Source organism: Ammonicoccus luteus (assembly GCF_050880385.1).
Taxonomy (GTDB): Bacteria; Actinomycetota; Actinomycetes; order Propionibacteriales; family Propionibacteriaceae; genus Enemella.
The window spans coordinates 278,155-296,960 of the sequence record NZ_JBNZCI010000002.1 but is presented as its reverse complement, the minus strand read 5'-3'; the positions used below and the strand labels follow the sequence as shown (position 1 = coordinate 296,960).

Sequence of the window (18,806 nt, the reverse complement as noted above, 5' to 3'; positions counted from 1 at the left end):
TCCTGGTCAGTCGAGGGGCTGGCCATACATAGATTCCGCGATCTGCGCCAGCAGATCCCGGATGAGACGTGCGCGGTGATCCCCGACTCCTTCGACCTCGCGCAGTTCCGCGGAGGTGGCACCGATGATTCCCTGCAGCCCGCCGAAGTGATTGATCAACCTCTCCACGACGCTGCTGGGGAGCCGCTGAATGCCGGCCAGCTGTCGATAGCCGCGGGCGACCAGTGGGTCGTCGAGGGAGTCCTCGAACCCGATCGCGCGTGCCACGAGGGCCGTGTCCACCAGCGCGGCATCGCTGAGCTCAGCCAAGTGGTGGAAGCCGAACCCATCGATGTCCTCGGGGGCATAGTCGGTCGCGAGGAGAGCAGACAAGTGGCCGACCCCCGAGTCGGCCTCCACGAGCTGCAGCCCGATCAAACGGCCATCCGTGCCGAGCTCGGTCACATAGTCCGCGGTCTCCGCCTCGAGCCTGCGCACCATCTCGAGGCGCTGGCCGATCACAGCGACGTCGTGGACCGTGACCTGGTCCTGGACCTCCAGCGCCGATAGCCGCACCAGCAGTTGCTGGAGGCGGGTGCGATAGCGCTCCAGGGTCTGCAGTGCGAGGTTGGCCCGGCCGAGAATCGCAGCGGGCGCCTCCACCTGAAAGCGGCGATCCCCGAGAAAGAGGGCGATGGTGTTCATCGAAGCAGACACGGTGACGACCGGCAGCCCGGTTTCCTGGGCCACTCGCTCCGCGGTGCGGTGCCGGGTGCCGGTCTCCATCGTCGGCAGGGTCGGGTCCGGCATGAGCTGGACCGCGGCGGCCAGGATCCGGTCGCCGTGGCCGGACAGAATGATGGCCCCGTCCATCTTGGCCAACTCCCGGAGCGCCGTCGGCGAGAAGGGCTCGTCCAGGACGAAACCACCCGAACTGATCCGACGCACCTTCTCAGACGTGCCAAGCACCAGCAGCGCGCCGGTGCGCCCGCTCAGGATGCGCTCGAGCCCTGCGCGCAGTGGCGTGCCCGGGGCGAGCACCGCTCGCATCCCGCGGGCCCTGATCTCGATGTCGTTCACCTGATCGCTGCTCCTGACTGGTCGGTCGCGCCCATTATGCAACCCCCTTGGGGCTCAGTGCCTCGGCCAGGGCATGGGGCAGGGTCGTGCACTCGACCACACGCAGGCCGCGGACCGAACGGCGGCGGGGCTCGGTCCCGCGCTCGGCCGGCACGATCGCCGTGTCGAACCCCAGGCGCGCGGCTTCTGCGATGCGTCGCTCGAGCCCCGGCACCCGACGCAACTCCCCGGCCAGGCCCACCTCACCGATCGCGACCAGGCGACTGCGGCCGGCCGGTCCCATCACCGGCTGGTCCGTGGCTGCCGAAGCGATAGCCAACGCACAGGCGAGATCGGCGGCAGGATCGAAGATCCGCGCTCCGCCAACGGTCGAGACATAGATGTCGCGCTCGCTCAACCGCACCCGGGCCCGACGCTGCAGGACGGCGGTCAGCATCGTCGAGCGCGCGTTCTCGAAACCCTGGCTGATCCGGCGCGGATTCTGTTGTGCGGGCGACGCAACCACCAGCGCCTGGATCTCGGCGAGCAGCGGCCGCCGGCCCTCCATCGTCACGGTCAGACAGGTCCCCGGCACGGCCTCCGCGTGTTCCGACGTGAACAGCCCGGACGGGTCGGGCACCTCGACGATGCCCTCCTCGCCCATCTCGAAGCACCCCACTTCGTCGGCGGGACCGAATCGGTTCTTCGTCGCCCGGACCATGCGGAATCCGGAATGGCGATCGCCCTCGAAATTGAGCACGACATCGACGAGATGCTCCATCGTCCGCGGACCTGCGATCGTGCCCTCCTTCGTCACGTGCCCGACGATCACGACCGCCATGCCGGTGCGTTTGGCGACCCGCACGAGCGCGCCCGTGGTCTCGCGGACCTGGCTCACCCCGCCGGCTGCCCCATCGGCTTCCGCCGTGGTCACCGTCTGGACCGAGTCGAGCACCAGCAGGGTCGGGTCGATGTCGTCGACGTGACCGAGGATGGTCCCGAGATCCGTCTCCGCGGCGAGGAACAACTCATCCGCCAGGGCGCCCGTGCGGCCCGCACGCAGACGCACCTGGGCTGCGGATTCCTCGCCGGTGACATAGAGAGTGCGCCGGCCGGTGCTCGCCCAGCGCGCCGCAACCTCCAGGAGCAGGGTGGACTTGCCCACCCCGGGCTCACCGGCCAGCAGAACCACCGCGCCCGGCACCAGGCCCCCACCCAGCACCCGATCCAGTTCGGCGACGCCGGTCAGGTCGCGGGTGGACAGCTCCGCCGCGACCGAGGCAATGGGGACCGCTCGCGTGGTGGGTGCGTGGGCAGCGACCTCGCGTACTTTCGGCGCCCCCTGCTCACTCACCGAACCCCACGTCTGGCACTCACCGCACCGGCCCACCCACTTCGCCGTCGTCCAGCCGCATTCACTGCAGCGATAGGAGGAACCCTTCGATGATCGCGCCATGTGCGGAACCCTAATCCGGGCCTCGGACATTTTCGTCCGGGCTCGGTTCCGGTGAATCCGCGGCACTAGCATTCGGGGCCATGCAGCGGAAACCCTGGTCACTGGTCGGTCTGGCAGTCTTGGCCGTGGCGACGGTGGTGCTGGTGGTCCTGTCCTTCCTCAACGTGCGGCCCGTCGATGGTGCTGCCGGACCGTCCGGAGCCGTCAGCGTTGCCGAGGCGGTGGTGACCGAGCCGAGCTCCGCCGAACCTGCGCCCCGCCGGAGCAGCCTCGCGAACATCCATGCACAGCTCGCCGGTGACCGGCCGACCAAGATCCTCGTTCTCGGTGATGCGACCGGCCTCGACGACGGTGTCTCCGGTGAGACACGCTGGGTGACCCTCTGGGCCCAAGAACTCGCAGCCCGGCGACCGGTGACGCTGGCGGTGCGGGGGAGTGGCGGGGAGTACGCTGCAGCCCGCCGGCTCGGCACCGGAACCGGAGTCCCCATCGAAATTCTCAACGCCAGCGACCGGCCGGGCCGGATCGCCACTGCGACCGCGGACGCGGACTCGCTCGTTCCCGAGGACGTCGATCTGGTCATCCTCAGCTTCGGCCACAGCGAGGACATCGCTCAGCTCGCGGGCGAGCTGGATGCCTTTCGCGCCGCTCTGCCGGTGAGCGCCATGGTGCTGGTCATGGCGCAGAACCCGCAGCAGGGAGCCGGCGCGGCCGGCCAGCGCGCCCGTGTCCGGGCCACGCTCGAATGGGCTCAGCAGAACGACCTGCCGTTCATCGATGTGTTCGAGGCGTTCCGCGAGGCGCCCGAACCGCTGGTCGACCTGCTCGGGCCCGATCGGATCAACCCCAACGATCGCGGTTCCGAGGTGTGGCGCGATGCCGTCGTCGAGGCGCTCGGCTGAGGCGCCGACTCACTCCGGGGCGGCCGGATCAGCCGCGCAGCCGGCGTGCCACATCCAGCACGCGCGCATTGGCCTCCGGTTCGCCGACCGTCACTCGGACGCCGTCCCACGGGCCGCCGGCGATATAGGGCCGCACCATCAGTCCTGCCTTTGTGAACTCGGCCGCGAAGTCCGCGGTGCGCTCGCGGGCACCGAACCACACGAAGTTCGCCTGGGTGTCCGGCAGTTCGAAGCCCAGGTCGGCCAGCCCAGCCGCCAATGCGTCCCGCTCGCGCACGAGCTCGGCGACCTGCGCCAGCAGCCGGTCGTGCGCCGCCAGCGCGGCGATCACCGCGGCCTGCGCGGGCACGGAGACCCCGAACGGCAGGGACACCGCGCGCACGGCGGCGGTGAGGGCCGGCTCTGCGACCGCGTACCCCACCCGGAAACCCGCCAACCCATAGGCCTTCGAGAACGTCCGGAGAACCGACACGTTCGGCCGGTCTTGCCACAGCTCGAGCCCGCGGGCGGCGGCGGGGTCGGTGATGAACTCGACATACGCCTCATCGACCGCCACCAGGATGTGCTCCGGGACCGCGTCGATGAAGGCCTGCAACTCCTCGTGACCGACCGCGGGGCCCGTCGGGTTGTTCGGGGTGCACACGAGGATCGCGCGCGTGCGCGGGGTGATCGCGGCCAGCATCGCGTCGAGATCGTGGGTCGCGTCGGCGCGCAGGGGCACCTCCACGGGCACGGCTCCGCACACCTGGACAGCGATCGGATAGGCCTCGAAGCTGCGCCACGCATAGATCACCTCATCGCCGGGCTCGCACACTGCCTGCAGCAGGTGATAGAGCACCGCGACGGATCCGGTGCCGAACGAGAGGTTGTCCTCGACGACGGGCACGGCGTCGGTCGTCAGGAAATTCGCCAGGGCCGCCAGCGCTGCGGAGTTGCCCATGTCGGGATAGCGGTTCATCCCCGTGCAGGCATCCTGGACGGCAGCCAGCACCTCGGGCAGGGGCGGGAAGGGGTTCTCGTTGCTGGAGAGCTTGAACGTGCCGTCGCCCGTGGCGGCGGGTTTCCCGGGCTTGTACGCAGGCAGCGCGGCCACCGCTGCCCTGATCGGCACTGCCATCAGATGCGAACCTCGCCCTGGGCGGTCCGGAAGTGTGCGGCCGTGATGCCGGGGGTGCCGTGCGGCGCGATCCACTCGATCTCGAAATCGAGATTGCCCAGCATGTCGGCCCGGCACCCGAGCCATTCCTCCAGGCGGCCGCGGTCACCGGCGATCTCCAGCCGGATCAGTTGGACCGACCCCTCCAGCGCCTTCGGCAGGACGGATTCGTCGCTGATCCACTGGATGAAGAACGGGAGCTGCGGGTCGGCCTGCGTGCCACGGACACCGATCTGCTTCCACTCCAGCAGCCTGCCATCGGGAAAGTGGCGACTGCCGTCCACGGCGGGACGGCCGAGTCGGCGCTCCAGTCCCGAAAGATCGTCCACGGAGATCGCCCAGCCCAGCCAACCGCCACCGGCTTCGGAGCGGGCGCGGACGACTTGGCCGAACGGCGCCTTGTCAGCGACCGGGTGCTCCAGCACCTCGACGATTTCGATGTAGCGATCGTCGGCCAGGGGGATCAGTCGGTTGCGCGTGCCGAACCGAGGGTGGAAGCCGCCATCCCGGGAGTCTGCGCCCAGGGCGGCGCTCAGCTGGTCGGCGGTTCCTCGCAACCCCTCCGGCCCAGCGGCAAAAACAAGATGGTCGACGTGCATGGCCTTATTCTGACCCCTCTGGCCGTTGCGCCCGAATCCGGGGGGTGTGGGGGCGATGAAACCTCTGCGTGATAACAACTGCCGTCTCCTCAGCGCGTGGTCGTGGTCATCCGTGGCTGGGACGCCGGGTGGCCGGTCGTTCGGCCCGACGCCTCGAACTCCTCGCAGTGGGTGACCAGTTCTGCGTACGCGGCCGCACCGATCAACTCGGTCAACTCCGCCGCATTCGTTCGATAGACCGGCTCCGCGGCGGTGTGGGCGTCGGTGTTGGAGGTGCAGTACCAGTCGAGATCGTGACCACCCGAGCCCCAGCCGGCGCGGACGTACTCTCCGATCGTCACCTCCAGATAGGTGGTGCCGTCCCCACGATCCACATGCCGATACTGCCGCCGGATCGGCAACTGCCAGCACACGTCCGGCTTGGTCTCGGTGATCGGCTTGCCCTCGCGCACCGCCAGCGCATGCAACGCGCAGCCGTAGCCGCCGGCGAACCCCACACGGTTCAGAAAGATGCACGCGCCGTCGATCACCCGGGTCTTGCGGTCCGGGGTCTCCCCCTTGGCGAGATGCTCCGCAGCCTCCAATTCCGCCCACCCGTCGGCGGCCGCCGCGTCGGCGTGCTCCCAGGTCTCCGGAGTCAACCGCTCGGCGGCAGCTCCGACCCGCCGTTCGTCGTCCGCGTCGGCGAAGTGCGCGCCGTGCGTGCAACACCCGTCGTCCGGCCGGTCGGCATAGATCCCGGGGCAGCCCTGCCCGAACAGGCATCGCCACCGCGAGGTCAGCCAGGTCAGATCACAGCGGAAAACCTGCTCGGCGCCATCGGGGTCGGGGAACTCGACGAATGTGCGGGCGAAGGGCGTGAGGATCTCAGGCATGCGGATCAGTATGAGTCTCGGAGTGGGCAGAGGTACATTTTCGACCGTGCGACTCGGAGTTCTCGACATCGGATCCAACACGGTTCACCTGCTGGTGGTGGACGCGCGAGTAGGTGGTGCGCCCATTCCCGCGGCGTCCCACAAACGGGAGCTGAGGCTCGCCGAACACCTGCAGGACGACGGCACCATGAGCCGGAAGGGCATTGAGTCCCTCATCAGCATGGTCGAGTCGTCACGCGTGTTCGCGGAGGACTCGGGGTGCTCCAAGGTGCTGCCGTTCGTGACCTCGGCGCTGCGGGAGGCCGGCAACTGCGACCAGGTGATCGCCGAATGCAAAGACGCGACCGGGGTCGAGCTGCGGGTGTTGTCCGGGACCGATGAAGCGCGCGGCACGTTCCTCGCCGCCCGGCGGTGGTTCGGCTGGTCCGCCGGTGCCCTGAGCGTGTTCGACATCGGCGGTGGTTCGGTCGAGCTGTCCTGCGGCCGCGACGAAGAGCCCGAGGTGGCGCTTTCGATCCCGGTCGGCGCGGTGCGCATGGCGCGCGAGTTCGGTCCGACGGATGTGACCGGGATTCGGCGGTTCGCACGTGCCGAGATCGGCTCCGTCATCGGGGAGGTGCTGCGCCGCGGCCCCTATGACCGGGCCGTCGCAACCTCCAAGACCTTCAAGATGCTCGGCCGGATCACCGGTGCAGCGCCGTCGGCCGAGGGGGTGTTCGTGCGTCGGGTCCTCACCAAGGACAAGCTCACCGAAGCGATCGAGACGATCGTCGAGATGCCGGTCGACAAGCGGTCCGAACTGGCAGGCGTCTCCGTGGGCCGGGCTCCGCAGTTGCTCGCCGGCGCCGTCGTCGCCGAGTCGGTCATGGACCTCGCCGGTGTGGACGAACTCGAGCTGTGCCCGTGGGCGCTGCGCGAGGGGATCATCCTGAACTATCTCGACCACCTCGAATATTTCGAGTCGGGGTCGATCAAGGCCCGCAAGATCGGGCAGCGCATGCGGCTGCAGACGGACGACCCGGGCGCCGCGGCGCTCGAGGTGTGAGTGCGGTCCGTGCGGGGGCTTTTCCGGTGCCCTTTGCTCTCGCCGCGTTCCCACGCCTGCGGGTAGGGTGAACGAGGTGATTCCCGAACGCGACGACAACACCCCTGCGCCCGCTCCGCGCGTCGCGCTCAGCACGTCTGCGGTCTATCCCGAGACGACGTCTGCGGCGTTCGAATGGGCGGGTCGGCTGGGTTATGACGCCGTTGAGATCATGGTGGGCACGGATGCCCTGTCCACGGACGTGGACGCCGTGCAGCGGCTGCGCGACCACCACCAGATCCCGGTGGTCTCGGTGCATGCGCCGACGCTGTTGCTGCTGCCCCGGGTGTGGGGGACCGACCCGTGGGAGAAGCTCGAGCGGTCCGCGCGCGCAGCGCTGCAGCTCGGTGCGCCGACGGTGGTCGTGCATCCGCCGTTTCGGTGGCAGGGTTCCTATGCCAAGAACTTCATCGCCGGCATCACCCGGTTGACGGAGACCACGGGCATCACGTTCTGCCTGGAAAACATGTATCCGTGGCGTGCGCCCCGGGGCGAGTTCAAGGCGTACCTCCCGGACTGGGACCCCACCGAACTCGACTACGATCACCTCACGCTCGATCTTTCGCACGCCTCGACGTCCAAGCAGAGCTCGCTCGACCTCGCCAAGGAATGGGGCTCGCGGCTGAAGCACGTGCATCTCACCGACGGCACCGGCTCGTTCATGGACGAGCACCTCGTGCCCGGCCGCGGCGACCAGCAGGCCGACGAGCTGCTGCACTACCTCGGTCAGTCGGGCTACGGCGGCGATGTCATCCTCGAAATCAACACCCGCGGGGCGAAGACGCGGGACGAGCGCGAGCAGGACCTCTACGAGGCCCTCGTCTTCACCCGCACCCACCTCGCCGCCACCGAGCGCGCGCGGGCGAGCGGTGGCACGGACGACTGAGCGGGCCCGTCCCCGCTGGGGCTTGGAGATCTTGCTGGTCCTGGGGGTGTCGCTGGGCCAGTCCGCGGTCTATTCGCTGCTGCGCATCATCGAGCGCCTGACCCGACCCGAGCCGCTCTCTGCGCAGACGACGCAGATGAACACCTCGGCGACCCCGGACCGTCCCTGGCTCGATCTGGCCTATCAGCTCGCGAACATCGCCTTCCCACTCGTGCCGGTGCTGCTCGCGCTCTATCTGCTCATGCTGGCGGCCGGGCCGCGGGCCTGGCCGGCGGACGACCCGGGCGTACGCCCCTGGCAACGCATCGGATTCGACCGCACCCGCCTCGGCAGCGACCTGGTGCGTGGGTTCGCGGTGGCCGCCGCGATCGGCATCCCGGGCCTCGGCTTCTATCTCCTGGCTCGCGAGATCGGCATCAACACGACCGTCGCTCCGGCGAACCTGGCGAGCAACTGGTGGACCGTGCCCGTGTATGTCCTCGCCGCCGCGATGAACGGCATCCTCGAGGAGGTGCTGATGCTCGGCTATTTGTTTCTTCGGGCGCGTCAACTTCAGTGGTCCTGGACCGCCGTGCTGCTTGTGTCTGCCGTGGTGCGTGGGAGTTATCACCTGTACCAGGGCTTCGGCGGCTTTGCCGGCAACCTCATCATGGGTATCGCGTTCGGGTTGCTGTTCCTGCGGTGGAAACGCGTGGGGCCGTTGGTCGTCGCCCACACCGTGCTGGATGTGGTGGCTTTCGTGGGGTACGCCGTCGTCGCTCCTCGGGTCGACTGGCTCTGACGCGGGGCTCAGTCGTCTTCCGGAGCTTCGGTCCGAGCCGCGTCGAACTGGATGGCGCCGGTCGGCTGGTCCTCGTAGGAGCGCGGGTCGGCATCCGGTTCGAGGTGGCTGAGCACGCGCAGCCCCGGGACGGCCTTCGTCAGTTCGGCCTCGAGGTCATCCACGTAGTCGTGCCCGCGCTTGACCGTCCACTCGCAGGGGACGAGCACGTGCACCGTGGCGAACCGGTGCTGACCCGCCACGCGGGTCATCAGGCCGTGGAAGGCGACCTGGCCGTCGGTGCGCCGGTCGAGGATCTCGATGATCGCCCGGTTCTCCTCGTCCGGCAGCGTCACGTCGAGGAGCCCGGCGGCGGACGCCGTGAGCAGCCGCACTCCCGTGATCACGATGTTGATGCCGACCACGAACGCCACGATGGCGTCGAGCCGGTCCCACTGGGTGATCCACACCAGTCCCACGCCCACGACCACGCCGACCGAGGTCCAGACGTCGGTCAGGAGATGCCGGCCGTCGGCGGTGAGCGCCAGGGAGCGGTGCTTGGTGCCGGCCCGGATCAGCACGGCGGCGACCACACCGTTGATCACCGACGCGATGATCGAGATCGCCAGACCTATTCCGACCTGCTCCAGCGGTCGTGGGTTGAGGAACCGCTCCACGGCAGTCACGATGATCACCGAGGCGGCGACCAAGATCATCAGGCCCTCGATCGCGGCCGAGAAATATTCCGCCTTGGTGCGGCCATAGGGGAAGCGTTCGCTCGCCGGTGCCGCGGCAACGCGCAGGGCCATGAGCGCGACGACGGCCGCGACCAGGTTGACGACCGACTCGGCGGCATCGGACAGCAGACCGACTGAACCGGTCATGAGCCAAGCGGCCGCCTTGAGCGTGATCGTCGCGATGGCAGCCATGATCGACAGCCACGCGAAGCGGGTCAGGTCGACTGGGCGGGGTTCGGTCGCGGTGCGCGCGACGGGGGCATCGGACACGTGGTCCATGATCCCACTTCGGTGCGGCCGGCGCCCGGAGGATCCACGGCCCACCGAAACATGGGCGGCACGGTTGTTCGAGACGCCGCGCCGGCGCACTATCCTTGGACGAGCAATCGGTGCCGACTGAGCGCCGACGAATGATTCATATGGAGACAACGTGCGCATTGGTGTGTTCGGGGCGACCGGTCAGGTCGGAAGGGTCATGCGGGACCTGCTGTTGCAGCGGAACTTCCCGATCGATGAGGTCCGCTTCTTCGCGTCGGCCCGCACGGCCGGCCAGACCCTGGAGTTCGGCGACAAACAGGTGACCGTCGAGGACACCGCAACCGCGGACTTCTCCGGTCTCGACATCGCGCTCTTCTCCGCCGGCAAGACGACCTCGATGGAATATGCCCCGAAGGTGGCGGCCGCCGGCGCCATCGTGATCGACAACTCCTCCGGCTGGCGCCTCGATCCCGAGGTGCCGCTGGTGGTCTCCGAGGTCAACCCGGAGGACACGGTCAACCCGCCGAAGGGCATCATCGCCAACCCCAACTGCACGACGATGGCGATCATGCCGGTGCTCAAGCCGTTGGCGCAGAAGGCCGGCCTGTCCCGCCTGCGCGTCGCCACCTATCAGGCCGTGTCGGGCTCGGGCGCAGCCCAGGTCAGCACGTTCGCCGACCAGGTCCGCGCCACCGAGGACCTCGAAGGCCTGGCCCTCGCAGGTCGTGCCGACGAGGTCACCGACACCGGCGCCTATGCCAAGGCCATCGCCTTCAACGCCCTGCCGATCGCAGGAGCCCTGGTCGATGACGGCACCGGCGAGACCGACGAGGAGCAGAAGCTCCGCAACGAGTCCCGCAAGATCCTGCACCTGCCCGACCTGCTCGTGTCCGGCACCTGCGTCCGGGTTCCGGTATTCACCGGCCATTCGCTGGCCGTGCACGCCGAGTTCGACAACACGATCACTCCGGAGGAAGCGACCGAGATCCTCGCCGGCGCCGAGGGTGTGGAGCTGATGGACATCCCCACACCGCGCGACGCGGCGGGCGCCGACCCCACCTATGTCGGGCGGATCCGTGCAGACCAGGCCGCGCCCGAGGGCAAGGGCCTCGTGCTGTTCGCCTCCAGCGACAATCTCCGCAAGGGGGCAGCGCTCAACACCATCCAGATCGCTGAGATCGTCGCGGCCAACCTGGCCAAACAGTCGGCCTGATGACCAGACTCGCAATCGTCGGCGCCGGCCTTATGGGAGAAGCGATTCTCTCCGGGTTGCGCGCTGCCGGCTGGGGGGGCACCGACATCGTGGTCTGCGATCAGCGGGCCCAGCGGGTGGCGGATCTCCGCGACCGCTATGACGTGCGCGGGGCCGATCTCGCCGAGGCGGTCGCCGACGCGCGGACCGTGCTCATCGCGGTCAAGCCTGCTGATGTCACCGGTGTGCTCGCGACGCTGCGGCCCTTGTTGGCGGACGGCGCGCTGGTCCTGTCCGTCTGCGCCGGCGTCACGCTCGAGACGCTCGAGGGCGGTCTTGACGAGCGCACACCGGTCATCCGGGCCATGCCCAACACCCCCGCCCGTGTCGGGCAGGGGATCACCGCCCTCTCCCCAGGGGCACACGCCACCGACGAACACCTGACTGAGGTGACCGAGATCCTCGGCGCCGTCGGTCAGGTCGTCACCGTGGCGGAGAAGCATCAGGACTCGGTGACCGCGGTTTCCGGCTCGGGTCCTGCCTATCTGTTCCTCGTCGCCGAAGCGCTCATCGAAGGTGGGGTCCATGCGGGCCTCTCCCGAGAGGTGGCGCGTGACCTGGCCGTGCAGACGCTGTACGGCTCGGCTGCGCTCCTCCGCGAGTCAGGCGAACATCCAGCGCTGCTGCGCGAGGCCGTCACGTCCCCCGGTGGGACGACGGCGGCCGCGTTGCGGGCGCTGGAGGATCATGGTGTGCGGGCCGCGTTCCTGGCTGCCGTGGAGGCAGCCAGGGATCGTTCGCTCGAGCTGGGCTGAGTGCAACACTTCGTCCGGGTGCGCTGAGGCGTACCCCCTCTGTTGAGAGGTCCGCATGGTCTCCACCACCGTCTGGATCGCCACGATCGCTCTGATCGTCGGTCTCCTGGCGTTCGATTTTTTCTTCCATGTCCGACAGGCGCACACGCCCACCCTCAAAGAGGCGGCGATCTGGTCGTCGATCTATGTGGGCATCGCCATCCTGTTCGGCGTCGGCGTCCAATTGTTCGGCGGCCCGGGAATGGGCGGGGAATATTTCGCCGGATACATCACCGAGAAGGCCCTGTCCGTCGACAACCTCTTCGTGTTCCTGATCATCATCACCGCGTTCAAGGTGCCGGCCGCGGACCAACAGAAAGTCCTGCTCTTCGGCATCGTGTTCGCGCTGATCGCCCGGACCGGGATGATTCTCGTCGGTGCCGCGCTGATCAACCAGTTCTCGTGGATGTTCTATATCTTCGGGCTTTTCCTGATCGTGACCGCCGGCAAGCTGCTCAAGCCGGACAACGACGATGATGACGACAGCAGCGAGGCGAACAACATCGTCATCCGCATGGCGAAGAAGGTCATCCACACCACGGACCACTACGACGGTGACAAGCTTTTCACCCGCGTGAACGGCAAGCGGGCCATGACCCCGATGCTGCTCGTGATGGTGGCCATCGGCGGCACCGACATCCTGTTCGCGCTCGACTCGATCCCGGCGATCTTCGGCCTGACGCAGAACACTTACATCGTCTTCACGGCCACGGCGTTCTCCCTGATGGGTCTGCGGCAGCTGTACTTCCTGCTCGACGGCCTCCTCGACCGCCTCGTCTATCTGTCCTACGGCCTCGCCGCGATCCTCGGCCTCATCGGCATCAAGCTGATCCTCCACGCGCTGCACGAGAACAACGTCCCGATCATCAACGACGGGGAGCCGGTGCCGGTGTGGGAGATGTCCATCGGGTTCTCGCTGACGTTCATCCTGGGCATCCTCGTGGTGACGATCATCGGTTCGTTGGTGAGTCCCAAGGGCAAGGCGCTCACCGCGATCAAGAACGCTCGCCGTTTCGTCGATCGCTATCTCGACCTCGACTACGAGACCGACCCCCGCTTCCGGGAGATCACGTACGCCCGTCTCGTGCGTGCCGTTGCCAGCCTGCGGTTGCTGCCGGACAAGTATCGCGAGGAGTACCGCGCGGACGACAAGCTCATGCAGAAGTTCGAGCGGGCGAAATCCATCCACGACGAGGCGACGGCGCACACGGACAACGGTCGTTATCCCGCCTGACGGTCCATCGGGTCGGTGCAGGGGAGTGCGCAGTTACCAGGCTTTGAAGACCTCACCGATCCGTGCGACCGGCACGTCGTCGGGGTCTTGTCCCCAGCGGCGGTACGCCCGCGTCAGCTTGCCGGCATAACGACGTGCATTGCTGACGTTGGCGTCGGCGGAGATCGTTGGTTGGACCGACAGATAACGCACGGCGTCCACGGCCACGGACTTGACCTCTTCGATTGCGCGATACAAGTCGACCTGGGCCATCAGGAAGTCCTGATCAGCGCCGGTTGCCCGGCAGTAATCGACGAGGAAAGCCTCTTCCTGTGACCGCTGGTAACGCATCTTGTGGAAGTGGATCGAGACGTCATATGCCACAGGGGCGATCAGGGTCAATTCCCAGTCCAACACCGAGATCTCCTGCTCAGTCTGCTCAATGAGGACGTTCTTGCGATGGATATCGGCATGAGCGAGGATGAAACGGCTGTCGTGGGCCTCGGGCGACCGGTCCGGAACGTAGTGGTCCAGCCGCATCGGCATGCCCAGATAGTCATAGGTCTCTCGCAGCTCGTTCCAGCACGCGGTGATGAGGTCGGCGTTGTAACGGTGGACGTGTCGGTAGAAGTCCGCAGGATCCTCTCGCCACGGCATGGCTCGGGCGAATTGCTCGGGGTATTTCACTTGGTGGATTCGAGCCATCGTGGAGGCCAACCGAGACACCACCCACGCAGGCACCACAGCTGACTCGGGGTAGTCCTGCTCAATCGCTTCTCCCGCGCAGAACGAGTGGACCGAATAGCGGGTTTTCCCCTGTTTGCCGGCTGCAACCAAGCGCGGAGCATTCACACCGGGCAGGCCTTCGATCAGCTGCAGGACTTCGTTCTCATCGAGAAACCGCATGTCCATGGCGTGCGCCCCCGGGATAGGAATGCGGAGCACTCGGGGCCGGCCGGCGATCCGCACCAGATAGTTCATGTTGTAGAAGCCGTGGAAGACCTGTTCGGCGCTGGCGCACATTGATTGGATGTCGAGTTGATCAAAGGTGGCCATCGATGAACTCCCGGATCTCGTCACGTATTCTCCCGAGCTGCTGGAACTCACCCGCGTCCAACTGATCCAAGTCGTCCTGCCCGACGTGGGTCGCCAAAGTCCCCTCGGCAGCGGCGGACCGGAGCAGCCCCGAATAGGCCTCCGCGCGGAACGAGGGGTAGATCTGTTCGCGGACGTAGTAAGCGTTCGCCTTGCGAAACCACTCGATAGCCGCAGCGTGTTCGCCACGCTCGGCGTGAATCGCTCCTAGCGCGAGATGCGCGCGCGCACACCCCGAGGCATAGGGAACGGCCTCGAGAATCGTCAGTGCCGTCCGTGCGGACATCTCGGCGGCCTCGTTGGCGCCCGCCCGTCGCAACAGGTTGGCCTCGATGTAGTAGCCCTTGCCGAGTTCCAGTCTGTTCAGATCGGACCGGGCTGCCAGATCTCGGGCTCGCTGCACGAAATCCAGACCGGACTCGACAGTTGTTTGGACCTCGGCAAGGCTGTTGAACGTCTCGATCATTTTGAGCGGGAACGAAAGCTGGTCAGCGATGTCAAGGCACTCCTGAAACGCTGCCCGCGCCTGCCGGTTCTCGGAACCGGTGATGTGAAAGATGCTGCCGAGCAGCCGGTAGTACTTGTACGAGTGGATGTTCGGCACCCCGAAATCCAGTTCGGCCTTCAGGAGATCGAGGGAACGCCGGGCGCTGCGCAGATGTCCGACGACGTATTCCAAGTCAATCAAAGCGGCCCGGCAATCACGGACCGTGAGAGTGAGACCCAGCGGGGCGGCCTTCTCCGACGCTTCGGTGTACAACTCGGTGGCTGCCCGATGGTCGCCCTTCTCCCTGTAGGCGTCAGCCAGCGAACGCATGAGATCGAGGCGTACGGCCTCGTCCGGAACGAGTTCCATGGCGGCCCGGCCTGCGGTCACGATCGCTTCCGTGTCATCGTTCCTTGCGCGGGCCGCATAGAAAGCCACCAGTTGACCGACCGCTGTTCGGTCCGGACCACTGGAGAAGCATCCGGCGATCGCCTCGGCGACGTCCCGCTCCTCGTACTGAAACAAGGTCTTGATGGCCTCGGCCAGCACGATATTGGCTGGGCCTCCCGCCGCGGCGTAACTCGCGAACAGTGGAACCAGGGATTCCTTGTCGTTCGTGCTCAGCATCTGCAGGAAGAACCGGGCCAGAAGGGGCCGGACCTCAGGATCGGAGCGAATCATGAGTTGGGCGATGGTCTCGTAGCGCTTCGCCTCCGCCAAGCGGCGCAGGCCGTATTCCGCAGTGAAATCGCTGACCCGATCCGGGGTGAGCAAGTCATGGGCGACATAATCGCAGACGCGTTCCAGGCCGCGCGCGAGGCTGATGTAATATCGGTCGGTGAGCTCGATGGAGCGCAGCCAATCATAGATGCTCTTGTGTCCGAGGGTAATGGCGTTCTCCCGAACATCGAGAAAGATGTCGAGGCGGCGGACGATCTTGCTCAATGCCAAGGTCTCCAGTCCAAGCATTTCGCACAGGACCTTCTGGCTCAGTGGAGTGCCCACGACCGAAATGATCTCCAGGAAAGGGGTGGCAACTTTCTCGTAGTATTCGGAGTCGCCGCCAAATATCCGGTCGAAATAGCTCTGGCACACCCCTTTCATGCCGATGGGGAACGCGACCTTGGTCACGTCATCGGTTCGCCGCATCTTGAGCTCGGCCAGGATGAACTTCGTGTACATGAAGTCGCCCTGACTCTGCTCGATGATGTTGGCCAGTGACTCAGCGTCCGAGGTGATGGCGTTGTGCGCCAGAAAGGTCTCGACATAACTCCGCATCGCCGGATCATTCACCGACTCGAACTGATCGACCACCTCAGCTCCGCTGGCATACAGATTGGGCACGGTCTCGGAGTCCTTGCGGGAGGTCACGACGAGTCGGCATGACTCGGCGATCTCCGTGAACCGGTGCAGCATGATCTGATTGAGGCTTCCGCGGGCGGCCGCGGGGCACTCGTCGAGCCCGTCCACGATCAGCAGGTAGGGATCAGCGAGCTCCAGTTCATCGAATGGGGCCAGAAAGAGAGCATCGAAGAGGTCGTCCGGCGCGAGCATGTCCAAGCCACGCTCGAAATCCACGGATCCGAGAACGAAGCTCCGATAGGCGGCGTTGGCCTGCGCTATCTGATTCGCCAGTGATTGCAGGATCAGGCGCGTGTCGGTCGACTTCTCGTTCGCATAGTTGCAGAAGTGGATGGCAGCCCGATCTGCATAGTGATCGTAGATCGCGGCCGCGGCCGTGCTCTTGCCGGATCCTGCGTTGCCCAGAATGGCAAGGTGCGGGGCCCAGCCGCGGAGCCATTCCTCCACGATCGGGAAGAGATGGTCGGTGGCTGCGCTGCCTCGGAGCAGAGTTCGCACGCGTGCGGAATTACGGAACGAATAGAGCGGCAGACCGGGTCCGTGCGAAGGAGCAGGGCGAGGCTCGCGCAGCGCCAATTGCCGGCGCAACTCGGCCACCGCCGGTTGGTATGTCTGCTCGATGACTTCGCCTGTTTCGGTCGCGCAGTGGACCATCGACAGCCGTTGCTCATGCGCGATGATGCTCGGAGCGGCCGCCTCGCCCACGGACACCACGAGGATGGGCTTGCCGACCTGGCGGGCATAGGCGAGTTCACCGAAACAGTAACTGTCCGGTCGGACCGAGTTCTTGCCGAGGAGGAATATCACGACATCCGCTCGGTCGAGTGCTTGATCGATCTGGGTCACCCAAGTCGCGCCGAGGGGGATCTGGTCGTCGACCCAGACCGTGTGGTCCTCTGCCAAATCATTGGTCAGTCGGGCCACGAGGGCAGGCTTGTCGTCGTGCCCATAGCTCAAGAAGATCTTCATATCGTGCGCGTGCTTCCCCCGAACTTGGCTGCAGTCTATCGGGAGCCGGCTCCCACGTTGATCCAACTGCGCCGGGGAGGTCCGCGGGGCTATTGTCAGCGGCGGGAGGCGGCGCCCCCGGAGTCGCGATCAAGAAGTAAGGTCTTCCTTGCGGCCAACCAATGGAGGTAAGCATGCGGGCGAGGCTGGTGCACTCCGATGAGCTGACTCATTACGACTTCGGAGAAGCTCATCCCATGGGGCCCGGGCGCGTGCGGATGGCCATCGAGCTGGCTCGCCAGCTGGGCGTGCTCGACCTGTTGGACCTGGTGCCCGCGCCGGCGGCGGACGACGACTTGGTGCGGTTGGTGCACTCGGAGGCGTACATTGCCGCGGTGAAGTCCGAAGAGCCTCAACTGCACTACGGGATCGGGACGCAGGACAATCCCGTCGTGCCCGGCATGCACGAAGTGGCCGCGCGGATCTGCGCTGCAACCACCGAGGCCACGCGGACCGTCTGGGCCGGGGAAACCAGCCGCGCTGCCAATATGTCCGGCGGGCTCCACCATGCCATGCCGGAGCTGACGAGTGGCTTCTGCGTCTACAACGACTGCGCCGTCGCCATCAAGTGGCTGCAGCAGCAGGGCGTCGAACGGATCGCCTATCTCGACATCGACGCCCATCACGGAGACGGCGTGCAGGCGATCTTCTATGACGATCCGAACGTGCTCACGATCAGCCTCCACGAGTCGCCCGTGCACCTGTTTCCCGGCACCGGGTTCGCGAGTGAGGTCGGGGGACGGGATGCGCCCGGCAGCGCCGTCAACGTCGCGCTGCCGCCCGGTCTCGACGACGCCGGCTGGCTGCGCGCCTTCGATGCCATCGTGCCGCCCATCCTGGAGGAGTTCCGGCCCCAGATCCTCATCAGCCAGCACGGTTGCGACGCGCATGCCGATGACCCCCTGACGGACCTCGACCTGTCGATCGACGGCCAGCGGGAGTCCTATGTGATGGTGGCGGATCTGGCGGAGAAATACTGCGAGAACCGGTGGGTCGCCACCGGTGGCGGTGGCTATGCCCTCGACACGGTTGTGCCGCGGGCTTGGGCGCATCTCCTCGCGGTCCTGGCCGGTCAGCCGATCCCGCTGGACACTCCGACGCCCACGGCTTGGCGGGAGCTCATGGGGCCCAGTGCGCCGGCGTCGATGGGAGACGGGCGGGGGGCGGACTTCGAGCCGGTCACCTGGGGCTACAACCCCTCCTCGCGTCTCGACCAGGCGATCATCGCCACGCGCCGCAGTGCTTTTCCGGAGTTCGGCCTCGACCCGGACTTCTGAATTCCGGGCCAGTCGCGCCGCTGCCCTTTCCAGCGGTCCCATTTACCACTACTGTCACTCCCAACTCGTGCAACACGCCGGAGGGGAAGCCGGCGGTTCGCGCGACTGGATAGGTGCGTGCAATGCCTGAGAACCAGGATGATCGGCGGAAGTTGGCGCCGGTGGAGGACTTGGCCGAGGTCAAGTTCCTGACGGTGGCCGAGGTCGCCGCCGTCATGCGGGTCTCCAAGATGTCGGTCTATCGCCTGATTCACTCGGGCAAACTCGAGGCCGTGCGGTTCGGCCGCAGTTTCCGGGTGCCGGAGAAGGCCGTCCACGACTATCTCCGCGGGTCGTTCTTCGACGTCGGCTGAACGTCCACCCCGCATCGCGTTTGGCGGCGCGTCGCGACGCGCACTAGACTGTGGTGCTTGGCTGGCTCCCGCCAGCGTTCACAATCATTTTCGAGAGGCACCACCTGTGGGTTCGGTCATCAAGAAGCGCCGCAAGCGCATGGCGAAGAAGAAGCACCGCAAGCTCCTGAAGCGGACGCGCATCCAGCGTCGCAAGGCTGGCAAGTAAAGGCCT

At 66.6% G+C, this 18,806-nt stretch carries 18 protein-coding genes; 10 read left to right on the top strand and 8 right to left on the bottom strand.

Features of this window, described 5'->3' with window-relative positions; all coding sequences use genetic code 11:
• Positions 1-6 precede the first annotated feature (6 nt).
• Entirely contained in the window at positions 7-1,059 is a 1,053-nt protein-coding gene (gene disA / locus ACQ260_RS06730; RefSeq protein ID WP_432558648.1) for a DNA integrity scanning diadenylate cyclase DisA, read from the bottom strand.
• Between the two features lie 34 nt (positions 1,060-1,093).
• On the bottom strand, positions 1,094-2,494 hold the full coding sequence (gene radA, locus ACQ260_RS06725) for a DNA repair protein RadA (RefSeq protein WP_432558647.1): 1,401 nt from the start codon (positions 2,492-2,494) through the stop codon (positions 1,094-1,096).
• An 80-nt stretch (positions 2,495-2,574) separates the two neighbouring features.
• Here radA and ACQ260_RS06720 point away from each other — a divergent pair, with 80 nt between their 5' ends.
• Positions 2,575-3,396 (top strand): SGNH/GDSL hydrolase family protein, encoded by an 822-nt coding sequence (locus ACQ260_RS06720; protein WP_432558646.1) that lies wholly within the window; start codon positions 2,575-2,577, stop codon positions 3,394-3,396.
• A gap of 28 nt (positions 3,397-3,424) precedes the next feature.
• Here the strand turns inward: ACQ260_RS06720 and hisC are convergent, their stop codons facing one another.
• The 3 genes from hisC to ACQ260_RS06705 all read right to left on the bottom strand — a co-directional run bounded on the left by hisC (position 3,425) and on the right by ACQ260_RS06705 (position 6,026).
• Entirely contained in the window at positions 3,425-4,513 is a 1,089-nt protein-coding gene (hisC, locus tag ACQ260_RS06715) for a histidinol-phosphate transaminase (protein WP_432558645.1), read from the bottom strand.
• Positions 4,513-5,151 carry a VOC family protein gene (locus ACQ260_RS06710; protein WP_432558644.1) on the bottom strand — a complete coding sequence of 213 codons (639 nt, stop codon included), beginning with the start codon at positions 5,149-5,151 and terminating at the stop codon, positions 4,513-4,515. The genes hisC and ACQ260_RS06710 overlap by 1 nt, the downstream gene beginning before the upstream one ends.
• 89 nt (positions 5,152-5,240) lie before the next feature.
• A complete protein-coding gene (locus tag ACQ260_RS06705; protein ID WP_432558643.1) occupies positions 5,241-6,026 on the bottom strand; it encodes a DUF3109 family protein in 786 nt (261 codons plus the stop codon).
• Positions 6,027-6,072: 46 nt separating this feature from the next.
• Between ACQ260_RS06705 and ACQ260_RS06700 the strand changes: the two genes are divergently transcribed.
• The 3 genes from ACQ260_RS06700 to ACQ260_RS06690 all read left to right on the top strand — a co-directional run bounded on the left by ACQ260_RS06700 (position 6,073) and on the right by ACQ260_RS06690 (position 8,777).
• Positions 6,073-7,071: a Ppx/GppA family phosphatase gene (locus tag ACQ260_RS06700; RefSeq protein ID WP_432558642.1), complete on the top strand. Its 999-nt coding sequence runs from the start codon at positions 6,073-6,075 to the stop codon at positions 7,069-7,071.
• Between the two features lie 76 nt (positions 7,072-7,147).
• Complete coding sequence (locus tag ACQ260_RS06695) at positions 7,148-7,996, top strand: sugar phosphate isomerase/epimerase family protein (RefSeq protein WP_432558641.1); 849 nt, start codon at positions 7,148-7,150, stop codon at positions 7,994-7,996.
• On the top strand, positions 7,980-8,777 hold the full coding sequence (locus ACQ260_RS06690; RefSeq protein WP_432558640.1) for a CPBP family intramembrane glutamic endopeptidase: 798 nt from the start codon (positions 7,980-7,982) through the stop codon (positions 8,775-8,777). The genes ACQ260_RS06695 and ACQ260_RS06690 overlap by 17 nt, the downstream gene beginning before the upstream one ends.
• An 8-nt stretch (positions 8,778-8,785) precedes the next feature.
• On the opposite strand, the gene ACQ260_RS06685 is transcribed toward ACQ260_RS06690, so the two are convergent.
• On the bottom strand, positions 8,786-9,772 hold the full coding sequence (locus ACQ260_RS06685) for a cation diffusion facilitator family transporter (RefSeq protein ID WP_432558639.1): 987 nt from the start codon (positions 9,770-9,772) through the stop codon (positions 8,786-8,788).
• Between the two features lie 196 nt (positions 9,773-9,968).
• Here ACQ260_RS06685 and ACQ260_RS06680 point away from each other — a divergent pair, with 196 nt between their 5' ends.
• The 3 genes from ACQ260_RS06680 to ACQ260_RS06670 are packed head-to-tail and all read left to right on the top strand — an operon-like array spanning position 9,969 to position 13,031.
• Positions 9,969-10,964, top strand: a complete 996-nt coding sequence (locus ACQ260_RS06680) for an aspartate-semialdehyde dehydrogenase (protein WP_432558853.1) — start codon at positions 9,969-9,971, stop codon at positions 10,962-10,964.
• On the top strand, positions 10,964-11,758 hold the full coding sequence (gene proC / locus ACQ260_RS06675; RefSeq protein WP_432558638.1) for a pyrroline-5-carboxylate reductase: 795 nt from the start codon (positions 10,964-10,966) through the stop codon (positions 11,756-11,758). Before ACQ260_RS06680 ends, proC begins: the two co-directional genes overlap by 1 nt.
• A 55-nt stretch (positions 11,759-11,813) precedes the next feature.
• Entirely contained in the window at positions 11,814-13,031 is a 1,218-nt protein-coding gene (locus ACQ260_RS06670) for a TerC family protein (RefSeq protein ID WP_432558637.1), read from the top strand.
• A 33-nt stretch (positions 13,032-13,064) separates the two neighbouring features.
• Here ACQ260_RS06670 and ACQ260_RS06665 read toward each other — a convergent pair whose 3' ends face one another.
• Both ACQ260_RS06665 and ACQ260_RS06660 read right to left on the bottom strand, forming a co-directional pair.
• Positions 13,065-14,066, bottom strand: coding sequence for a phosphotransferase family protein (locus tag ACQ260_RS06665; protein WP_432558636.1), 1,002 nt, complete (start codon positions 14,064-14,066; stop codon positions 13,065-13,067).
• Positions 14,053-16,923 (bottom strand): toll/interleukin-1 receptor domain-containing protein, encoded by a 2,871-nt coding sequence (locus ACQ260_RS06660; protein ID WP_432558635.1) that lies wholly within the window; start codon positions 16,921-16,923, stop codon positions 14,053-14,055. The genes ACQ260_RS06665 and ACQ260_RS06660 overlap by 14 nt, the downstream gene beginning before the upstream one ends.
• Positions 16,924-17,096: 173 nt before the next feature.
• On the opposite strand from ACQ260_RS06660, the gene ACQ260_RS06655 reads away from it, so the two are divergent.
• From ACQ260_RS06655 to ACQ260_RS06645, 3 genes are all read left to right on the top strand, one after another.
• Complete coding sequence (locus tag ACQ260_RS06655; protein ID WP_432558634.1) at positions 17,097-18,239, top strand: acetoin utilization protein AcuC; 1,143 nt, start codon at positions 17,097-17,099, stop codon at positions 18,237-18,239.
• Positions 18,240-18,361: 122 nt separating this feature from the next.
• The gene (locus ACQ260_RS06650) at positions 18,362-18,592 is read left to right on the top strand and encodes a helix-turn-helix domain-containing protein (RefSeq protein ID WP_432558633.1); all 231 of its coding nucleotides are present in this window, start codon (positions 18,362-18,364) and stop codon (positions 18,590-18,592) included.
• Positions 18,593-18,698: 106 nt separating this feature from the next.
• Complete coding sequence (locus ACQ260_RS06645; RefSeq protein ID WP_142093922.1) at positions 18,699-18,800, top strand: 30S ribosomal protein bS22; 102 nt, start codon at positions 18,699-18,701, stop codon at positions 18,798-18,800.
• Positions 18,801-18,806: the final 6 nt, after the last annotated feature.